The organism is Spirosoma sordidisoli (assembly GCF_004138325.1).
Taxonomy (GTDB): domain Bacteria; phylum Bacteroidota; class Bacteroidia; order Cytophagales; family Spirosomataceae; genus Spirosoma; species Spirosoma sordidisoli.
On sequence record NZ_SBLB01000008.1, the window covers coordinates 286,878 to 304,323 of the forward strand.

16 protein-coding genes are annotated in these 17,446 nt (G+C 52.8%); 9 read left to right on the forward strand and 7 right to left on the reverse strand.

All coding sequences use genetic code 11. The annotated features are described in order from the left end of the window. Positions 1 to 2: 2 nt before the first annotated feature. The 5 genes from EQG79_RS25410 to EQG79_RS25430 all read right to left on the reverse strand — a co-directional run bounded on the left by EQG79_RS25410 (position 3) and on the right by EQG79_RS25430 (position 4,163). Positions 3 to 1,064: a 6-bladed beta-propeller gene (locus EQG79_RS25410; RefSeq protein WP_129605399.1), complete on the reverse strand. Its 1,062-nt coding sequence runs from the start codon at positions 1,062 to 1,064 to the stop codon at positions 3 to 5. Between the two features lie 67 nt (positions 1,065 to 1,131). Continuing rightward, the gene (locus EQG79_RS25415) at positions 1,132 to 1,608 is read right to left on the reverse strand and encodes a GAF domain-containing protein (protein WP_129605401.1); all 477 of its coding nucleotides are present in this window, start codon (positions 1,606 to 1,608) and stop codon (positions 1,132 to 1,134) included. Between the two features lies 1 nt (position 1,609). Then, positions 1,610 to 2,116: a hypothetical protein gene (locus EQG79_RS25420; RefSeq protein WP_129605403.1), complete on the reverse strand. Its 507-nt coding sequence runs from the start codon at positions 2,114 to 2,116 to the stop codon at positions 1,610 to 1,612. An 81-nt stretch (positions 2,117 to 2,197) separates the two neighbouring features. Beyond that, positions 2,198 to 3,034, reverse strand: coding sequence for a rod shape-determining protein MreC (gene mreC / locus EQG79_RS25425; protein ID WP_077923647.1), 837 nt, complete (start codon positions 3,032 to 3,034; stop codon positions 2,198 to 2,200). 103 nt (positions 3,035 to 3,137) lie between these two features. After that, on the reverse strand, positions 3,138 to 4,163 hold the full coding sequence (locus EQG79_RS25430) for a rod shape-determining protein (protein ID WP_077923646.1): 1,026 nt from the start codon (positions 4,161 to 4,163) through the stop codon (positions 3,138 to 3,140). 188 nt (positions 4,164 to 4,351) lie between these two features. Between EQG79_RS25430 and EQG79_RS25435 the strand changes: the two genes are divergently transcribed. The 9 genes from EQG79_RS25435 to EQG79_RS25475 all read left to right on the forward strand — a co-directional run bounded on the left by EQG79_RS25435 (position 4,352) and on the right by EQG79_RS25475 (position 15,417). After that, positions 4,352 to 5,854, forward strand: coding sequence for a GH3 auxin-responsive promoter family protein (locus tag EQG79_RS25435; RefSeq protein WP_077923645.1), 1,503 nt, complete (start codon positions 4,352 to 4,354; stop codon positions 5,852 to 5,854). Positions 5,855 to 5,867: 13 nt separating this feature from the next. Next, entirely contained in the window at positions 5,868 to 6,179 is a 312-nt protein-coding gene (locus EQG79_RS25440; RefSeq protein ID WP_077923644.1) for a nucleotidyltransferase family protein, read from the forward strand. 49 nt (positions 6,180 to 6,228) lie between these two features. Beyond that, on the forward strand, positions 6,229 to 7,587 hold the full coding sequence (locus EQG79_RS25445) for an AAA family ATPase (protein WP_129605405.1): 1,359 nt from the start codon (positions 6,229 to 6,231) through the stop codon (positions 7,585 to 7,587). Then, the gene (locus EQG79_RS25450; protein WP_077923642.1) at positions 7,574 to 8,173 is read left to right on the forward strand and encodes a hypothetical protein; all 600 of its coding nucleotides are present in this window, start codon (positions 7,574 to 7,576) and stop codon (positions 8,171 to 8,173) included. The genes EQG79_RS25445 and EQG79_RS25450 overlap by 14 nt, the downstream gene beginning before the upstream one ends. Next, complete coding sequence (locus tag EQG79_RS25455; RefSeq protein ID WP_077923641.1) at positions 8,170 to 9,342, forward strand: 1-deoxy-D-xylulose-5-phosphate reductoisomerase; 1,173 nt, start codon at positions 8,170 to 8,172, stop codon at positions 9,340 to 9,342. The genes EQG79_RS25450 and EQG79_RS25455 overlap by 4 nt, the downstream gene beginning before the upstream one ends. Before the next feature lie 199 nt (positions 9,343 to 9,541). Then, complete coding sequence (rseP, locus tag EQG79_RS25460) at positions 9,542 to 10,861, forward strand: RIP metalloprotease RseP (RefSeq protein WP_077923640.1); 1,320 nt, start codon at positions 9,542 to 9,544, stop codon at positions 10,859 to 10,861. A gap of 70 nt (positions 10,862 to 10,931) precedes the next feature. After that, complete coding sequence (locus EQG79_RS25465) at positions 10,932 to 11,426, forward strand: DUF6702 family protein (RefSeq protein WP_240699449.1); 495 nt, start codon at positions 10,932 to 10,934, stop codon at positions 11,424 to 11,426. A gap of 178 nt (positions 11,427 to 11,604) precedes the next feature. Further along, positions 11,605 to 14,094 (forward strand): endopeptidase La, encoded by a 2,490-nt coding sequence (gene lon / locus EQG79_RS25470; protein WP_077923638.1) that lies wholly within the window; start codon positions 11,605 to 11,607, stop codon positions 14,092 to 14,094. Between the two features lie 90 nt (positions 14,095 to 14,184). Beyond that, positions 14,185 to 15,417, forward strand: coding sequence for an AGE family epimerase/isomerase (locus EQG79_RS25475; RefSeq protein ID WP_129605407.1), 1,233 nt, complete (start codon positions 14,185 to 14,187; stop codon positions 15,415 to 15,417). Between the two features lie 30 nt (positions 15,418 to 15,447). Here EQG79_RS25475 and murQ read toward each other — a convergent pair whose 3' ends face one another. Further along, the gene (gene murQ / locus EQG79_RS25480) at positions 15,448 to 16,251 is read right to left on the reverse strand and encodes an N-acetylmuramic acid 6-phosphate etherase (RefSeq protein WP_129605409.1); all 804 of its coding nucleotides are present in this window, start codon (positions 16,249 to 16,251) and stop codon (positions 15,448 to 15,450) included. 35 nt (positions 16,252 to 16,286) lie between these two features. Next, the gene (locus tag EQG79_RS25485; protein ID WP_129605410.1) at positions 16,287 to 17,291 is read right to left on the reverse strand and encodes a hypothetical protein; all 1,005 of its coding nucleotides are present in this window, start codon (positions 17,289 to 17,291) and stop codon (positions 16,287 to 16,289) included. Positions 17,292 to 17,446 lie beyond the last annotated feature (155 nt).

Below are 17,446 nucleotides of genomic sequence, written 5' to 3' on the forward strand. Positions count from 1 at the left end.
AGTTAGATCCGCTCCAGCTTGATGGGGTAGGTTTTTTGGGAACTCCATTGCGCCACGTACAGGCTCTCGTCCTCATCGACCAGCACGTCGTGCGGATGCATGAACATAGACAGACTGCGGTCTTTGCGCTGCTCGGTCAGTTTGCCGTTCTGATAAACGGGCTCCGAACCACCGGGCGTAGACACCACTTTGTCGTTCCGGTCAAGAATCTGTACATAGCCCGAATTGGGGTACGCATCGGAAGTGCTTCGGAATACAGCACCGAACAGATAATCGCCGTGAATAACGGGTCGGCAGATGTACGATCCCGGCAGCGCAATAGTAGAGAGGTACGTGCCATCCAGCGAGAAACGCTTCAGCGCATTACGCCGACGGTCGGTGATCAGCAGTGTGGGGTTCTGGGCATTGCGCCGGTCGACTACGATACCATGGCAGCAGTCGAAGGTAGCGTCGCCCTCGCCCCGGCCGCCGAATGAGCGGATGATCTTACCCGATTTGTCGTACTGCGTGATGTAGTTCAGCCCATAGCCATCGGCTACGTAGATATCGCCGTTGGCGGGGTTTATGGCCGTTTCGGTGGGTTTGAACTGGGATGGATAGGCATATTTGCCCGTCTCGCGGGGGTAGTCGAGTTTCATCAGCTCGCGGCCTTTCAGGTCGGTTTTTATAACCTGATGCCGATCGGTATCGCAGATGAGCAGGTACTGGTCAGCGCCCTCGCCCCCAATCGTCAGGCCGTGTCCGCCCGGAAATTCGTGTCCCCAGGTGTCGAGCAGCCGACCCGATTTGTCGTAAATGAGAATGTTGTTTTTGGTCTCGTTGGTGAGCAGGATGATCCGGCCTTTCGCATCCTGCACTAGTTCGTGGCAGTCGTTGACGGGGTTCCGGCCCGCGTCGAGCATCCCCCATCCCGGCACTACCCGGTACCGGAAACCATTGTGACCGAGAATAGCCGCATCGCCCGGCTGCGGCATTGCCGGCAAAAAGGACGGGCTTGCCATTCCAGCCACCGTGGCCAGCGAAGCCTGCCGAACAAACGACCGGCGCGACAATGAATAGGGCATAAGATTGCTGAGTTTACGAAAAAAGAGCGTTGTCCGTAAACTTTACTGCAATCAGATAACCTTTTGGTTAGCGAATGAGCGTCACCAGCCGCTCGAGCCATTCGGCGTCTACATCGCTGAAGTCGTCGAGCTGATCACTGTCTACGTCGAGAACCATGGTTACGTTACCCTGCGGATCGAATACGGGCACAACGATCTCGGAACGAGAGGCCGAGCTACAGGCTATATGCCCCGGGAACTGCTCCACATCCGGCACCACAATCGTTTCACGGCGCGAGTAAGCCGCTCCGCAAACGCCCTTGCCGAATGCAATCCGGGTGCAGGCAATCGGCCCCTGAAACGGGCCCAGCACCAGTTGCCCGTCTTTGACGAGGTAGAAGCCTACCCAGAAAAAATCAAACGCTTCTTTGAGAGCAGCCGCCATATTGGCCAGGTTGGCAATCTGGTCTGACTCGCCGGCCAGCAGGGCTTCTACCTGCGGCAGCAGGCTTTCGTAGAGCGCCCGACGGTCTGTGGTTGCCGGCAGCATGAGTGTTTCAGCCATATCAGTTACGGGTAAAGAATTGGATCAGCACAATGCTGACGGTTGTAAAGACGGTGCTGGCGCCTACCCGGATCAGCGTAGGAATCAGCAGGGCCAGGCTGTTGGCTTCGATAAAAAACAACGCAGCATGATGAATCAGGGCCAGCAGCAATACGTACCGGAAGAAAGCCCCTGCGCCCAGCTCCTTCAGCGAAAACTCGATACGCGATTCCAGCCCCGGCACATCGATCTGCGACCGCACGACCAGCGGCCGGCAGTAGGCCATCAGCACCGTAGCCGCGGCATGCATACCGAGCGTATTGTAAAACGTATCGACGATAATTCCCGTCACGAAGGCGATCAGCAACAGCCAGGTCAGGCTGGTTTCGTTGGGCAGCAGCAGTACGCAGGCGATGTAGATGAAACAGAACGCATAATCGAACAGCACCAGATTCCGCACCAGCAGGATTTGCAGCGTCAGATAAAGCAAAAACAGCAGCGAGGCCGATACGATTTCGCGAAAAGTCACAGTAGGATAGTTTTCTGGTTGCGGTATGCCGGGGTCGGCTCAGGCTACGCTGGCCAGCGTCAACAACGGCATACCACAGGGTTATTTTTCTGTCTCGATCTGTTTTTCCAGCTGCTCCTGCTCGCTCTCCAGCCGGTTCCTGACCACGTAAACGAAAGAGAGGTTGCTGAAGTTGGTAGCCAGTTCAAGCGTAATATCGTGGAATGTCATGTTGGGCTGAACCCCCACCGTTCTGACCCGCCCCACCAGAATACCCGGCGGAAACTTCTTGTTGAACTCCGACGTAACCACCGAATCGCCTTTGGCAACAGGCTTGTAACGCGAGATGGCATCCAGCTTCATCAGGTGTGGGTCAACACCATCCCACTTGGCAGAACCAATCTCCTGGGCCTTGGTCAGCTCCGACGACACCATGAATTCTGAGTGCAGAATAGACGTAATGACCGAAAAGTGGCGATTGCAGGTCTTTACCGTGCCCACTACGCCCGTCGGCGATATAACGCCCATACCCGGCATAACCCCGTCTTCGGTGCCTTTGTCGATCGTGATGTAGTTGTTGGCAAACTGGGTCGTGTTGTTGACCACCTTGGCTACGGTGAAGTTGAACCGGTCGGCAAAGGCCGAGTCGGCCCGGTATTCGGCCGGGGCCAGAGGTTTACTTTGGAGCAGTTTGGTCAGCTGGGTATTGAGCCGCTGGTTTTCCAGGGCCAGATCAGCATTTACCTGGCGGAGACTGGCATATTCGTTAGCCGCGTTTGTCCACGCCAGCACCTCGGCCGCGTACCGGTTCGAGGTGTTGAAATAGGTCACACTCCAGTAATTGCTCGTGTTGATGATGAAGTAGAAACACAACACCTCGAGCAACACGAACAGGATAAAGTTTCGGCTCCGAACGAAAAAATCGACTAACTCTCCCATACCTGAACAGCCGGATCGCACGGGAACCCCGCTCCGATCCGGCTGTGTAATTAATGTTCCATAGCCAGACCGGCGTACAACTACCGTGCGGCCCGGCCTTGTGTTAACTGATCAATACGGATCTGTACATGTCCAGATTCTTGATGACCTCGCCTGTACCTTTCACAACCGCTTTGAGCGGATCGTCGGCTACGTGAATCGGGAGTTTGGTTTTTGCACCCAGGCGTTTGTCGAGGCCATGCAGCAACGCTCCGCCCCCTGTCAGGTGAATACCGTTCGTGTAGATATCCGCAGACAGCTCCGGGGGCGAAATTTCGAGGGCTTTCATGGTAGCCTCTTCAATTTTCGAGATGGACTTATCCAGGGCGTAGGCAATCTCGCTGTAAGTCACCTTGATTTCTTTCGGGATACCCGTCATCAGGTCACGACCCCGGATTTCGTAATCGGCCGGCGGGTTGTCGAGTTCGGGCAGGGCCGATCCGACTTCCATTTTGATCTGCTCGGCCGAACGCTCCCCGATCAGCAGGTTGTGTTCCCGGCGCATATAGTCAACGATATCGCGGGTAAATACGTCGCCGGCAATACGGATCGACTGTTCGCAGACGATGCCCGACAGCGCAATGACGGCAATCTCGGTAGTTCCACCGCCGATATCGACGATCATGGTCCCGTTGGGCTGGGTAATGTCGATACCGATACCGATCGCAGCGGCAATCGGCTCGTGGACCATGTATACCTCTTTGGCACCTGCGTGTTCGGCGGAGTCTTTGACCGCTCGTTTTTCTACTTCTGTAATGCCCGAGGGGATACAGATGACCATCCGGTGCGAAGGCGAAAACAGCTTGCTTCCCGTGTCGATCATCTTGATCATGCCCCGAATCATGAGTTCGGCGGCTGTAAAGTCGGCAATAACACCGTCTTTAAGCGGCCGAATCGTCTTGATATTCTCGTTGGTCTTTTCATGCATCTGCATGGCCTTATGGCCAATTGCCAGCACTTTGCCGCTGGCTTTGTCCATTGCAATAATCGAAGGCTCATCCACCACAATCCTATCCTTGTGAATAATCAAGGTATTCGCCGTGCCCAGGTCGATTGCAATGTCGCTGGTTAAAAAGTTGAAAAGTCCCATTTCAGGTTGACGCCGTGCGCCGTGTTACGAATGCAGTTTTTTGAAAGGTGAGCAAAATTAATGGATAATTTTCGAGATTGATTAAATATAAATCCTGAATAATAGATGTTGACCTTACGGCCCCATCTTCCCGATATCGGACGGGCGCCGACAAGGGTCATTAAATTTCGCCTTACTTTTGCGCTATTATGGGAATACGTTCGGTTTTAAGTAAGCCTTTGGCAAAGTGGGTTGTAGAACGGCAGCGCGACTGGATGTATCGGCCGGCCGAAGCGCAGCAACGCTGGCTCCAGCGGCTCCTGACAGGGGGGCGCTCTACCGCGTTCGGACGGGACCACCGGCTGGCCGAGGTGCAGACCGTAGCCGAATTCAGACAGGCCGTACCCGTACGCGATTACGAAGATCTGAAACCTTACGTTGAGCAGATTCTAAACGGCGGCAGCGATGTTCTCTGGCCTGGAAAACCGCTCTATTTCGCCAAAACATCGGGTACGACCTCAGGCACGAAATACATTCCGATCACCCGCGAGTCAATTCCCAACCACATCAACTCGGCCCGCGACGCCCTGCTCAACTACATCAACGAAACGGGCAACAGCGCCTTCCTCGACAAGAAACTGATTTTCCTGTCGGGCAGTCCGGAGCTGGATCAGAAAGCCGGCATCAACATTGGTCGACTGTCGGGTATTGCCAATCACCACGTGCCGGCCTACCTGCGTACCAACCAGCTGCCCAGCTACGAAACCAACATTATCGACGACTGGGAAACCAAGCTCGAACGCATCATCGACGAAACGATCAGCCAGCCGATGTCGCTGATTTCGGGCATTCCGCCCTGGGTGCAGATGTATTTCGACCGGATTCAGGAGCGCACCGGCAAACCCATAAAAGACGTTTTTCCCGACTTTTCAGTGTTTGTGTACGGGGGGGTCAACTTCGAGCCGTACCGCGCCAAACTGGTCGACAGCATCGGCAAACGCGTCGACAGCATCGAAACCTACCCCGCGTCAGAAGGTTTCATCGCCTTCCAGGACACGCAGACCGAAGAAGGGCTGCTGCTGCTGGCCGATAGCGGTATCTTTTTCGAATTCATTGCCGCCGACGACTATTTCAGCGAAAACCCGCGCCGATTGACGCTGGATGAAGTCGAACTGGGTAAAAACTACGCCGTCGTGATCAATAACAACGCGGGTTTGTGGGGCTACTCCATCGGCGACACGGTCAAATTCGTTAGCCGCGACCCGTATCGATTGCTGGTAACGGGGCGGATCAAGCATTTTATCTCGGCGTTTGGCGAGCATGTTATCGGCGAGGAGGTAGAACGGGCGCTGAAAGATGCCATGAGCAAACATCCCGAAACCGAAGTGGTGGAGTTTACCGTGGCGCCGATGGTCAGCCCCAAAGAAGGGCTTCCGTACCACGAATGGCTGATCGAGTTTGCCACGCCCCCCCACGACCCGGCCGCGTTTGCGCGCGACGTCGATACGCGCCTGACCGAGCTCAATGTCTATTATGACGACCTCATTACCGGGGCTATTCTGCAGCCACTCCGGCTAACGAATCTGCCGCGCGGGGCGTTTCAGCGGTATATGAAGAGTCAGGGCAAACTCGGCGGACAGAACAAAGTACCCCGCCTGAGCAACGACCGCACTATTGCCGACGGGTTACTGAGAACAATGAGTACTGTATAATGGCTAATGTACAATGAACATAATCGGCATCGATCGCGAATTCATTCTGGAGACCCTAAAAGCCAATCGTGACCGCCTGCGGGTCGAGTTTGGTATTGAGCGTATTGGGCTCTATGGTAGTTTTGCCCGAAATGAGCAGACAGAAAAAAGCGATGTCGATTTGGTTTATGATTTGGCGGAAGGGCATCGTTTATCGTTAGTCGACCGGGATCGTCTGCAACGCGTTCTGCAGAAAAAAATGTGTCGGAAACCCGATTTGATTAATCAACGGTTTATGAATCCTTTTACGCGACATACCATGCTCAAAGATGTACTCTATGTTTAGTGGCTATTTCTCAAATAATAGTTTTATTCTCAGTTAGAAAAGAGGAGAGATGAAGATAACTGGCATCGAGATTGGTGACTACCGCCAATTTAAAAATATAAAGTTTGATTTTACATATCCCGAAGGCCACCCGAAAGAAGGGCAGCCCTTAGAGAAAGTGTGCTTCATTGGGCAAAGTGGGACGGGTAAGACAACGTTACTGAAAATGCTTCGCGAGTATAGCCGCTATTTAGTGTATGGACTCAACAACCTTTTGGAAAACGGCTCTCTATATGACTTAACTGAGAAAGAAATACCTTCAGGATTTTTACAAAATCTAGCAATTTCTTCTTCTTTCGGAAACACTTCTACAAAGCTCACCATTCCTAAAGACATTAAAATAAAAGCTTTATCAAGTTGGATAGAAGAAAATAAACTCGTTGATGAATTAAAAAATACCAACAAATTAAGTATTTACATATCTGACTCTGTAGCAAATGAAGCAGAAAAACTATTAATGAAAGAAGTGGAGGATAAAGATCCTTTTGGATTTATAAATACGCAAAAACAGATCGACGAAGGCAGAAACAAAAAAAAGGAAGAAATAAACAGAATTTCAAAATTAAAAGGTATTTGGCTAGGTGAAGGCGCACCAAAGTCGTTATGGGAATACATATTATCAGATATAAATGACTACGACTTAGAGTCAAAAAATATTGCATTAAAACTTATTCAAAATACTGATAGCTTTTCTACAAATAAACTTATTGATGATTTGAAAAAATGGAAATCAGAAAACATCAATCCAAGAATAACTCTTGCAGAGAAGTGTTTGAATCCATTACTTCATAAATTTTATCTAGAGGTTGATACAGAAAATGCAAGTGCGCCTGTCGTGGTAAAAACCCGTTCTGGAAACACAATCGTAAATTCTATCCTTAGCACAGGCACAAAGCAACTGGTTGCTACGGCTTTACCTCTTTATAGACTTGACACCAAAGAAAGCACAATTTTCTTCGATGAGCCCGAACGCTCATTATTTCCTGATATTCAGCGAGGTCTAATCGATTATTATACCTCTCTTGCTCCCGAAGCTCAGTTCTTTTTTGCTACTCATTCGCCTATTATCGCATCAGCGTTTGAGCCATGTGAACGATTCATTTTACATTTTGATGAGAACGGTGAGGTGAAATGTCGCAACGGCGTGGCTCCAATTGGTGACGACCCAAACGATATTTTAAGAAAGGATTTTGGCATGAGTCCCTTAGTGCCAGACGAAGGTGTAGATGCCTATCGAAAGTATCTGGATCTGGCTTCTCGAATAAAGAATGAGCCGGATATTCAACGTAGAATGGAACTGATTGCTGAAAGAGCAAAACTTGGAAACGATTATAATTTTCCTGTAGCTACTCTCGATGAGAAGAATTGAAAAAAAATCTGATTCGCTTATTGTTCAGGAAAATTTGTCTTACCGGGAAGGAAACGGAAAACAAATAGCGAAGTTATTACGAGCTGAACAAAATTCTATTTGTGCTTATACTGAAGAATATTTGGGGAGGGCTGACAAAGCTGATGTTGAGCATTTTAATCCAACACTCAAAAATACTGACCAGGATGGTTACCAAAATTGGTTTCTTGTGAAAGCACAATGGAATACAGAGAAAGGCCATACAGCACGTTGGCTCAAATATCAGCCAATCTTACATCCAACCTCTGAGGATCTTCAGGAGCGTATTGTATACAGTAACGGGCAGTATATTTTAAGCAATGAGGACGATATTGAAGCTAAAAATTTGAGAAGCTATTTGAAGCTGGACGATGAACAGCTAGACAAAGCCCGTATTTATTACATTCAACGGCTTAAAGATGACCTTGCCTTGTCTGGGTTGACCGGCCAAGAGTTCATTGACTGGCGGCTAGCTTCGCCTGTCTATAAAAGCACTATATACTACATCCGCGCCGTCGAAGAAGAACTGAACGTCAAAGTTAACTTTGACTTATTAGAGCATACATGACTAAATCTCCCAAACGGCATATTGCCATCCTTGGCTCAACGGGTTCGATCGGTACGCAGGCCGTAGACGTCGTTAAAGCGCATGCCGACCAGTTTCAGGTTGACGTGCTGACGACCAACAACAACGCTGAACTCCTGATTCAACAGGCTATCGACCTGCAGCCGAACGTAGTCGTTATCTGCAACGAAGACCGGTACGACCAGGTTTTTTCGGCCCTCGACCCGCTTGGCATCAAGGTATACGCCGGTGCCAGCGCCATAGCGTCGGTGGTGCAGATGGATAGCATCGACATGGTGCTGACGGCTATGGTTGGCTACGCAGGTCTGCTGCCAACCATCAAAGCCATCGAAGCCGGCAAATCCATTGCGCTGGCCAACAAGGAAACCCTCGTTGTGGCGGGCGAACTGATTACCCAGCTGGCGGCCAGCAAGGGCGTCAACATCTACCCCGTCGATTCTGAACACTCGGCTATTTTTCAGTGCCTGGTGGGCGAGTTTCACAACCCCATCGAAAAAATTATCCTGACCGCGTCGGGTGGGCCGTTCCGGGGTAAAGACCGGGCTTTTCTGGAAGGGGTTACCAAAGCGCAGGCGCTGAAGCATCCGAACTGGACGATGGGTGCTAAAATCACTATCGATTCGGCCACGCTGATGAACAAAGGCCTGGAGGTTATTGAAGCGAAATGGCTGTTTGGCCTCTCGCCCGAGCAGGTCGAGGTGATCGTTCATCCGCAAAGTATCATTCACTCGCTGGTACAGTTCGAAGACGGGAGCCTGAAAGCGCAGATGGGCCTGCCCGATATGCGCCTACCCATTCAGTTTGCGCTGGGGTATCCGAACCGGCTCAGGTCCGACTTCCCACGGTTCAACTTTCTGGACTACCCGGCGCTGACGTTCGAGCAGCCCGACCTGGAAACGTTCCGCAACCTTCAGCTCGCTTTCGATGCGCTGGACCGGGCCGGCAACGCCCCCTGCATCATCAACGCGGCCAACGAAGTAGCCGTCGACGCGTTTCTGCACGACCGCATCGGTTTCCTCGACATATCGGACGTCATCGAGTCCTGTCTGGCTACGGTACCGTTTGTACAGAACCCAACCTACGACGATTACGTAACGACAGACAAAGAAACACGACGGATTGCCGACGAGCGAATCAAAACCCTGGTTTAAGCGTTACTATGCTGTACTTCATATCGGGATTGCAGCGTTTTATGTTGGTATATTCGCCAGATAATCGGGTCAGATACAGCAACCCAAGTAATTAGGTATAAAAACGGGACTTTTCCGGTACAACTCCCACTCACTGTAGCACCTTTCCATACAGCGTTTACCAGCCAGCCGGTAGTATAAAAAGCATAATTTGTAACGAATGGAAGTTTTAATCATGGCCGGACAGCTCATTCTGGGCTTGTCCATCTTAGTGGGCCTTCATGAACTAGGGCATTTGGTAGCGGCCAAAGCATTTGGCATGCGGGTAGAACAGTATTTCATTGGTTTTCCGCCCAAAATCTGGAGCATCAAGCGGGGCGAGACAGAATATGGCGTCGGCGCTATCCCGCTCGGCGGATTCGTCAAGATTTCGGGGATGATTGACGAGTCGCTCGATACCAAGCATACCGATACCGAACCGCAGCCGTATGAGTTTCGCGCCAAACCAGCCTGGCAGCGCCTGATCGTTATGCTGGGCGGTATTATTGTAAACGTCATTGTCGGTATTCTGATCTTCGTCGTACTGGCCTATAAAAACGGAAATACGTACCTGGCGGTGCAGGATGCGAAATATGGCATCGTAGCCTATGACCTGGCTCAGCAGATCGGCCTTCGCACCGGCGACAAGATCGTAAAGGTCAACGGCAAACCCATCACCGATTTCAGCGACGTGCGCAGCTCCGAAGTGCTGCTGGGCAACAACAGCTCCTACACGGTTGATCGCAACGGTCAGCTGATCGACATCGATATTCCGAATAACTTCATCGACAAACTGGCCGACAAGAAAAACGCATCGGGGCAGTTTCTCGAAGCCCGCGAGCCGTTTAAAGTAGGCGAAGTGGTACCGGGGCAGCCCGCCCAGAAAGCCGGCCTGCGCGAAGGTGACCTCATCACCAGCATCAACGGCAACCCAATTCAGTTCTATCACGAATTTATCGATCAGGTTAAGCCCCTTAAAGGCAAAGCGCTCGCCCTCGGTATCAGCCGGAACGGACAACCCCTGACCATCAGGATGACCACCAATCCGGACGGAACTATTGGCTTTTATAAAAAGTCGCTGCTCAAGCTGACCACCCAGGAGTATACGTTCGGGCAGGCGCTGGGGGTTGGTACCGAAAAAGCGTTTGGCGTGGTCTATGACAACATCAAAGGCTTCGGCAAGATCTTCCGGGGCGAAGTGTCGGCGTCGAAAGCGCTGAGCGGCCCGATCGGTATTGCCCAGAATCTGTTTGGCGGCATCTGGGTATGGGATCGGTTCTGGACCGTAACGGGTCTGCTTTCTATGGCGCTGGCGTTCATGAATGCCCTGCCAATTCCGGCCCTCGACGGTGGCCACGCTACTATTCTGGGGTACGAAATCATCTCGGGCCGCAAGCCTTCTGACCGTTTCCTGGAAGGAGCCCAGCGCGTAGGCATGGTCATTCTCCTGGGTCTGATGGCTTTTGCTATCTTTAACGACGTATTCAAAGCTGTTTTTTAAGCCCATCGGCGCGGCTTGACCCAGGTGAAGACTAACGGTCAGGTCGCGCTGGTACAATCACCCGTTGCCTGTGTTCAGATTGGCGTGCCTCTGCTTTCTTATCATTGGACTGTCGGCTGGTCGACCGGCGCACGACTTCCATGCCAGCGTGACGCAAATGCAGTACAACCCGAAAGACCGGGTTTTTGAGATCAGTATCCGGGTTTTCACCGACGACCTGGAAAAGGCGCTGGGTACGCTGACGAGCGAGAAAATCAATCTCGACTCGAAAGCCAAGACAGATCCGCTGATCGAGAAATATATCCGTACCCACTTTGCCTACGTAAATCCACAGAAGCAGCCGAAGCCGTTTCAGTACATCGGTTACGAAACCGAAGCCGATGCTCACTGGCTGTATCTGGAAATGCCTTATGCAGAGCCATTCAGAGGGGGGCTGTTAAGGCAAAATGTCTTTATGGAATTGTTTGATGATCAGGTCAATATGGTTAACGTTCAGTACCAGGGGCAGAAAAAGACCTTCGTTTTTCGTAAAAATCAGTCCGTTCAGGAGATTTCTATCCAATAGCTCAAGCCCGTTAGCTAAGCCGGGGATTGGATACTTATTTTGCGGCTGTAACAACCCACGTGCCGATTCGTCTTACTGTTATTATTGGCACACCTCTTGCCCCAATTAGGTTTCCTTACCTTTTATTGATACAGACACCCAATACTAGTTTGAATGCTGCCAAACTGGCAGTGTACGTATGATTTCAGAAAAAGAATTAGCTACTCGTTTGTTGCTGGCCGATTTCGATTCGGACAATTTGGAGATTGTGCCGTTCGGACCCCCAGAAGGCCTGGATGAGGAGTATGATATACCCGATAATCTGCCCATTCTGCCCGTACGTAATACCGTGCTGTTTCCCGGCATGGTTATTCCCGTAACGGTTGGGCGCTCTAAGTCAATTCGTCTTGTCAAGAAAGCCTACAAGGGTAATCGCATCATTGGTGTAACAGCCCAGCTTAACCAGCAGAAAGATGAACCGACCCCCGATGACCTCTACCGGCTCGGTACGGTAGCGTACATTATCAAGATGATTACGCTGCCCGACGGCAACATCACGATTATTATTCAGGGTAAGAAGCGGTTTGAAATTCAGCAGTTCACCCAGGAAGATCCGTACCTGACGGCTCAGGTCCGTCAGGTCGACGATAACTTCCCGAACGTACACCGCAAAGAAGGCAAGGCACTGCTGCAGTCGCTGAAGGATGCGGCCTACAAGATGCTTCGGCTCAATCCCGAAATTCCGCAGGAAGCCCGGATTGCTCTCGACAATATTGAAAGCCCTACCTTTCTGGTTCACTTCCTCTCATCGAACCTTAATACGGAGGTAGCCGACAAACAGCGGCTGCTCGAAACGCTGGACGGTGGTCAGCAGGCAAACCTCCTGCTCGAGTACATGCTGCGCGAGGTGCAACTGCTCGAACTCAAGCGCGAAATTCAGTCCAAAGCGTCGTCGGACCTCGATCAGCAACAGCGCGATTACTACCTGCGGCAGCAGATGAAAGTACTGCAGGACGAGCTGGGCATCGATAACCCCGACCGGGAAATCGACGAGTTGCGGATGCGGGCCGATCGGAAAAAATGGTCGACCGAAGTGCGGACTCATTTCGATAAGGAACTCAACAAACTACAGCGCATCAATCCCATGGCTCCGGAATATCCGGTCACGATGAATTACGTGGAGCTAATGGTCGACCTGCCCTGGAATGAGTATACGAAAGACAATTTTGACCTGAAACGGGCGCAGAAAATTCTGGATACCGACCATTTCGGGCTCGAGAAGGTAAAGGAACGGATTATCGAATACCTGGCCGTTCTGAAGCTGAAGAACGACATGAAGGCGCCGATCCTGTGTCTGTATGGCCCGCCGGGCGTCGGCAAAACCTCCCTGGGCAAATCGGTTGCCAAAGCACTCGGGCGTAAATACAGCCGCATGGCACTCGGTGGTGTACACGACGAAGCCGAAATCCGCGGCCACCGCAAAACGTACATCGGTGCCATGCCGGGCAAGATTATCCAGAACATCCGCAAGTGCGCCACGGCCAATCCGGTTTTTATTCTGGACGAGATCGACAAGGTCAGCAGCGACTTCCGCGGTGATCCGTCGTCGGCCCTGCTCGAAGTACTTGACCCGGAGCAGAACAGCACGTTTATGGACAACTACCTCGAAACAGAATTCGATCTGTCGCGGGTGCTGTTCATTGCCACGGCCAACTCGCTCGATACCATCCACCCCGCCCTTCGCGACCGGATGGAGATCATCGATATTGCGGGCTATACGGTCGAAGAAAAAGTACAGATCGCCAAGAAGTACCTGATTCCGAAACAACGCAAAGATCACGGGCTGAAACCCAAAGATCTGGTCATCGAAGATAAAGCCATTCTGCGCATCATTGAAGGCTACACCCGCGAGTCGGGCGTCCGGAATCTGGAGCAGAAAATCGGCGCCCTAGTCCGGAAAGTGGCCAAATCGATCGCGATGGAAGAAGAATATAACCATGTCGTGAAAGCAGCGGACATCCCGAAAATGATCGGGGCCGAGATTTTCGACAAAGAACTCTACGCCGACGACGACATTGCGGGCATCGTTACCGGCCTGGCCTGGACCCAGGTAGGTGGCGAAATTCTGCTGATCGAAAGCAGCCTGAGTCGCGGCAAAGGAACCCTGACGTTATCGGGCCAGCTGGGCGATGTGATGAAAGAGTCGGCTATAACGGCGTTGTCGTACCTGAAGGCCCATGCCGACGATCTGGGCATCGACTACCGCACGTTCAACCATTATGATCTGCACGTACATATACCGGCGGGGGCTGTTCCTAAAGATGGCCCGTCGGCTGGTATCACTATGCTGACATCGATGGCGTCGATCTATACCCAGCGTAAGGTTCGGCCGTACCTGGCCATGACCGGCGAGGTAACCCTGCGCGGCAAAGTGCTGCCCGTTGGCGGTATCAAAGAGAAAATCCTGGCGGCTAACCGGGCGGGCATCAAGGAGATCATCCTGTGTTCGAAGAACCGGAAAGACATCGACGAGATCAATCTGGCTTACATCAAAGACCTGACGTTCCATTATGCCGATACCGTTGATCAGGTACTCGACATTGCGCTGCTGCCCGGTCAGGTTGGTAAACCCATGAAGTTTATTCTGCCCGAAGACAAAGAACAGCGTGAGCTGGAGCGGTCTTACTAACAGCAACATAGACACAACAGGCGGGCTGGAGCGGATAAATTCTGTTCCAGCCCGCCTGCTTCGTTTGGCCGGGCGCTTATCTTTACCCTTGTGCTTGACTTCCAGAAATCCGCTGCCGACTATGTACAGGCCCTGACCCGGCAGATCCTTCCTTTTTACCTTAAAAACGCCCCTGACCCCCAGTACGGAGGCTACTTCGACCTGCTATCGACAACGGGTGAGGTCATTGAAGGCGATAAGTTCGTTACGGCGCAGGCCCGGCAAGCCTGGGTTTTCGCCTGGTTGTATAACCAGCTCGACGCCCAGCCCGCTTATCTTCAGCATGCACAACGGGGGGGCGATTTTCTGAGCCAGTTTGCCCACGATCCGACGCTCAACTGTTACAGCATCCTGGATCGGCTGGGGCGACCGATCGCCCCCGCGACTGATTTGGTACCGGACTGCTCGGCGGTAATGGCCTACGTTCAGCTATACCGGGCCACCGGCAACGATGAATGGGCTATGCTGGCCAAACAAACCTTTGCCAACCTGCTGGCCCGGCGACTCTCGGTCCGTACCGAACAGGCCGGCACCGTTGGCGGCTTTCGGTCGGTGCGTCACCTGAGCGAGCCGGCAGCCTTGCTGGAAGCGGTGCTGGCTATCTGGCCGTTGCTGGACGAAGAAGGGGTTAAAGACGCGGTAGAAACGGCACAGGCCGACCTGATGACCGAATTTCTCGACCGGCGTTCTGACAGCCTGCGCGAGTTTATCCTGCCCGAGGGCGCTTTTCTGAACACGCCCGAAGGTCGTCGGCAACACGTTGGCTTGACCTTCCGGGTGGTGAGTGCCCAGCTGAGTTTATGCGCCGAGCCGGATCTGATGGCAGCTATTCAGGATCGGAATGGGGCTCGTAAACTGGCGAGTCAGGTCGTAAGCTGGGGGCTGCGTGTCTGCGAACAGGCCTGGGACGAAACCGCGGGTGGCCTGGCGGCCTTCACCGATCTGAAAAACCAGCCGACCATTTTTCCCGATTCGCGACATAAATGGGCCTGGGTTCATACCACAGCCCTCGCGGCCCTGATCAAAAGCTATTACCACACCCGACAGCCCGACTGTCTGAAGTGGTTCAGGCGTATTCAGGAGTACGTGTTCCGCTATTTCCCCGACCCGACCCAGCCCGGCTGGCATATGGTCCTCGACCAAACCAATCAGCCGCTGGCATCGGCTAGAGCGACCCCAGCGGCTGAGCCTGGTATTTTTATTCATAGCCTGGCCGAAACAGCGCAGACCTTATCGCAATGTGCTAAACTACCCCAGAAGGGGCAGCGCAAACGGCCGGCCTAGCCCATCGACAGGCACCGGCGGGAAAGGCCGTCAGGGGTTCAGGTAGTGATCGACGGCGTTGCGGACGCTGCCGTACTGGGCCAGCAGCTGCTCGGCGGTTTCGTAGTCGACCCCGGTTTCGCTGATGACCATCTTGGCCGCCCGGTCGCGCAGTTTCAGGTTTGATAACTGCATGTCGACCATCTTATTACCTTTCACCCGGCCCAGCTGAATCATCGCCGAAGTCGAGATCATGTTGAGCACCAGCTTCTGAGCCGTACCGGACTTCATGCGGGTGCTGCCCGTAACAAACTCGGGGCCTACCACAACCTCTACCGGATATTCGGCCGCTGCCGCCACCGCCGACCCTTCGTTACAAACCACACAACCGGTCAGCAATCCGGCCGCCCGGGCTTTCTCCAAGCCGCCAATCACATAGGGCGTACGACCCGAAGCGGCAATACCAATCACGGTATCGAGCGGTTCAGGATGATAAGGTGCTATATCCAGCCAGGCCTGATCCGGATCATCTTCGGCATATTCAACGGCCCGGCGAATGGCTTTGTCGCCACCGGCGATCAGGCCAATGACCAGATCGGGCGATACACCGTAGGTGGGCGGACACTCTGACGCATCTACAACCCCCAGCCGACCGCTGGTACCAGCGCCGATGTAGATCAGCCGTCCGCCTTCTTTCATGCGTTTGACGATCTCGGTGACCAGAGCCTCAATTTGAGGAATGGCTTTTTCAACCGCCAGCGGTACTGTTTTGTCTTCGCGGTTAATATTGGTAAGCAGGTCGTGGACCGACATCTGCTCAAGATGATCGTAGTGAGAAGCGGTTTCGGTTGTCATGCCGCAAAAATAAGGGAAAGCGGTCTGACTCCCGTTTACTTAACCGGCTTTTGAGCGGCACCGGCCGACTTCAGCTCATTCACCTGCCGTTGCAGTTCAATCACGTACAGGGTCAACTCCTCTACTTTTTCCAGCAGTTTGGCGTTCATCTGCACCAGATCGACCCCCTCGCGGGTGACCTCCTCGGCCGACGGAACCCCCGGCAAATGCTGGTTGGCTTTGATGAACTGAGCCACCTCGCTCAAAGATCGGAGCCGGTAGGTTGGCGCAAAAACCCGGTCGGCCCAGTCGGCTGGTTCATTGATACGCAGCCGGTACGTAGCCATCACGACCTCACCCCGCTCGTTGACGCTCAGGAACCGGTCGGTGCGAGCCGAAACAGGGCTACGGTCGTTCAGCTGGCCAAAGCGCAGGCCGCTCTGGTCGGGCTGGTCGGCCACCACGTCGAGTTTGGCCACCGGCGACGAGGTACCAATGCCGACGTTTGCGCCGTTACCCAGCACGAGGGCATTGCTGCTCAGCACACGGGCATTGGCCCCGATCGCCGTAGCATTCGACAGACCGACCCCGATGGCCGTAGCATTAGCGCCCAGCAGTGTATTGTCGCTACCGTCCCGATCGTTGAACCCGGCCCCCGTCCCCATGATCACGTTTCGGTGACCACCCTGATTACGCTGGCCGGCGTTATAACCGATAAACACATTGTCGCTACCCGATACATTTAACTTGCCGGCTTCGTAACCAACCAGCGTGTTGTTACTACCGGTAGTGTTCGGAAAACCCGCTTTGTAGCCGTAGTACGTATTATAGGAACCCGAGGTATTGCTCTGCCCCGACTGGCTCCCCATGAACGTATTGAAAGTTCCGGTTCCGCCAATCGTGGCCGTAGTACTCTGCCCAATGAACAGGTTGTTCGTACCGTTTACAGATTGAATGCTGACCACCTGATTATCGGGGGTTACAATCTGACTTTGAGCATGTGCTAGAGTAAGGGTAGCACAAAAACCGGCAGTCAGAAGCAGCGTACATGTTTGTTTCATATAAACATGGATTTACAAAGGGATATCAATCACCAAATTAAGTACAAAGTAAAAGTAATATCACAGATCCGCAACAGACGGCTCCGATCCTTCCTGGCAGAGCGAAACAGGATACAGGCACTGCAGTTAGTCTACGAATTGCTCTGGTTAGGATT

Coding starts and splice junctions, on each gene's coding strand:
- EQG79_RS25410 (WP_129605399.1), bottom strand. CDS start 1,064: ATGCCCTATTCATTGTCGCGCCGGTCGTTTGTTCGGCAGGCTTCGCTG.
- EQG79_RS25415 (WP_129605401.1), bottom strand. CDS start 1,608: ATGGCTGAAACACTCATGCTGCCGGCAACCACAGACCGTCGGGCGCTC.
- mreC (WP_077923647.1), bottom strand. CDS start 3,034: ATGGGAGAGTTAGTCGATTTTTTCGTTCGGAGCCGAAACTTTATCCTG.
- EQG79_RS25430 (WP_077923646.1), bottom strand. CDS start 4,163: ATGGGACTTTTCAACTTTTTAACCAGCGACATTGCAATCGACCTGGGC.
- EQG79_RS25435 (WP_077923645.1), top strand. CDS start 4,352: ATGGGAATACGTTCGGTTTTAAGTAAGCCTTTGGCAAAGTGGGTTGTA.
- EQG79_RS25440 (WP_077923644.1), top strand. CDS start 5,868: ATGAACATAATCGGCATCGATCGCGAATTCATTCTGGAGACCCTAAAA.
- EQG79_RS25445 (WP_129605405.1), top strand. CDS start 6,229: ATGAAGATAACTGGCATCGAGATTGGTGACTACCGCCAATTTAAAAAT.
- EQG79_RS25450 (WP_077923642.1), top strand. CDS start 7,574: ATGAGAAGAATTGAAAAAAAATCTGATTCGCTTATTGTTCAGGAAAAT.
- EQG79_RS25455 (WP_077923641.1), top strand. CDS start 8,170: ATGACTAAATCTCCCAAACGGCATATTGCCATCCTTGGCTCAACGGGT.
- rseP (WP_077923640.1), top strand. CDS start 9,542: ATGGAAGTTTTAATCATGGCCGGACAGCTCATTCTGGGCTTGTCCATC.
- lon (WP_077923638.1), top strand. CDS start 11,605: ATGATTTCAGAAAAAGAATTAGCTACTCGTTTGTTGCTGGCCGATTTC.
- murQ (WP_129605409.1), bottom strand. CDS start 16,251: ATGACAACCGAAACCGCTTCTCACTACGATCATCTTGAGCAGATGTCG.
- EQG79_RS25485 (WP_129605410.1), bottom strand. CDS start 17,291: ATGAAACAAACATGTACGCTGCTTCTGACTGCCGGTTTTTGTGCTACC.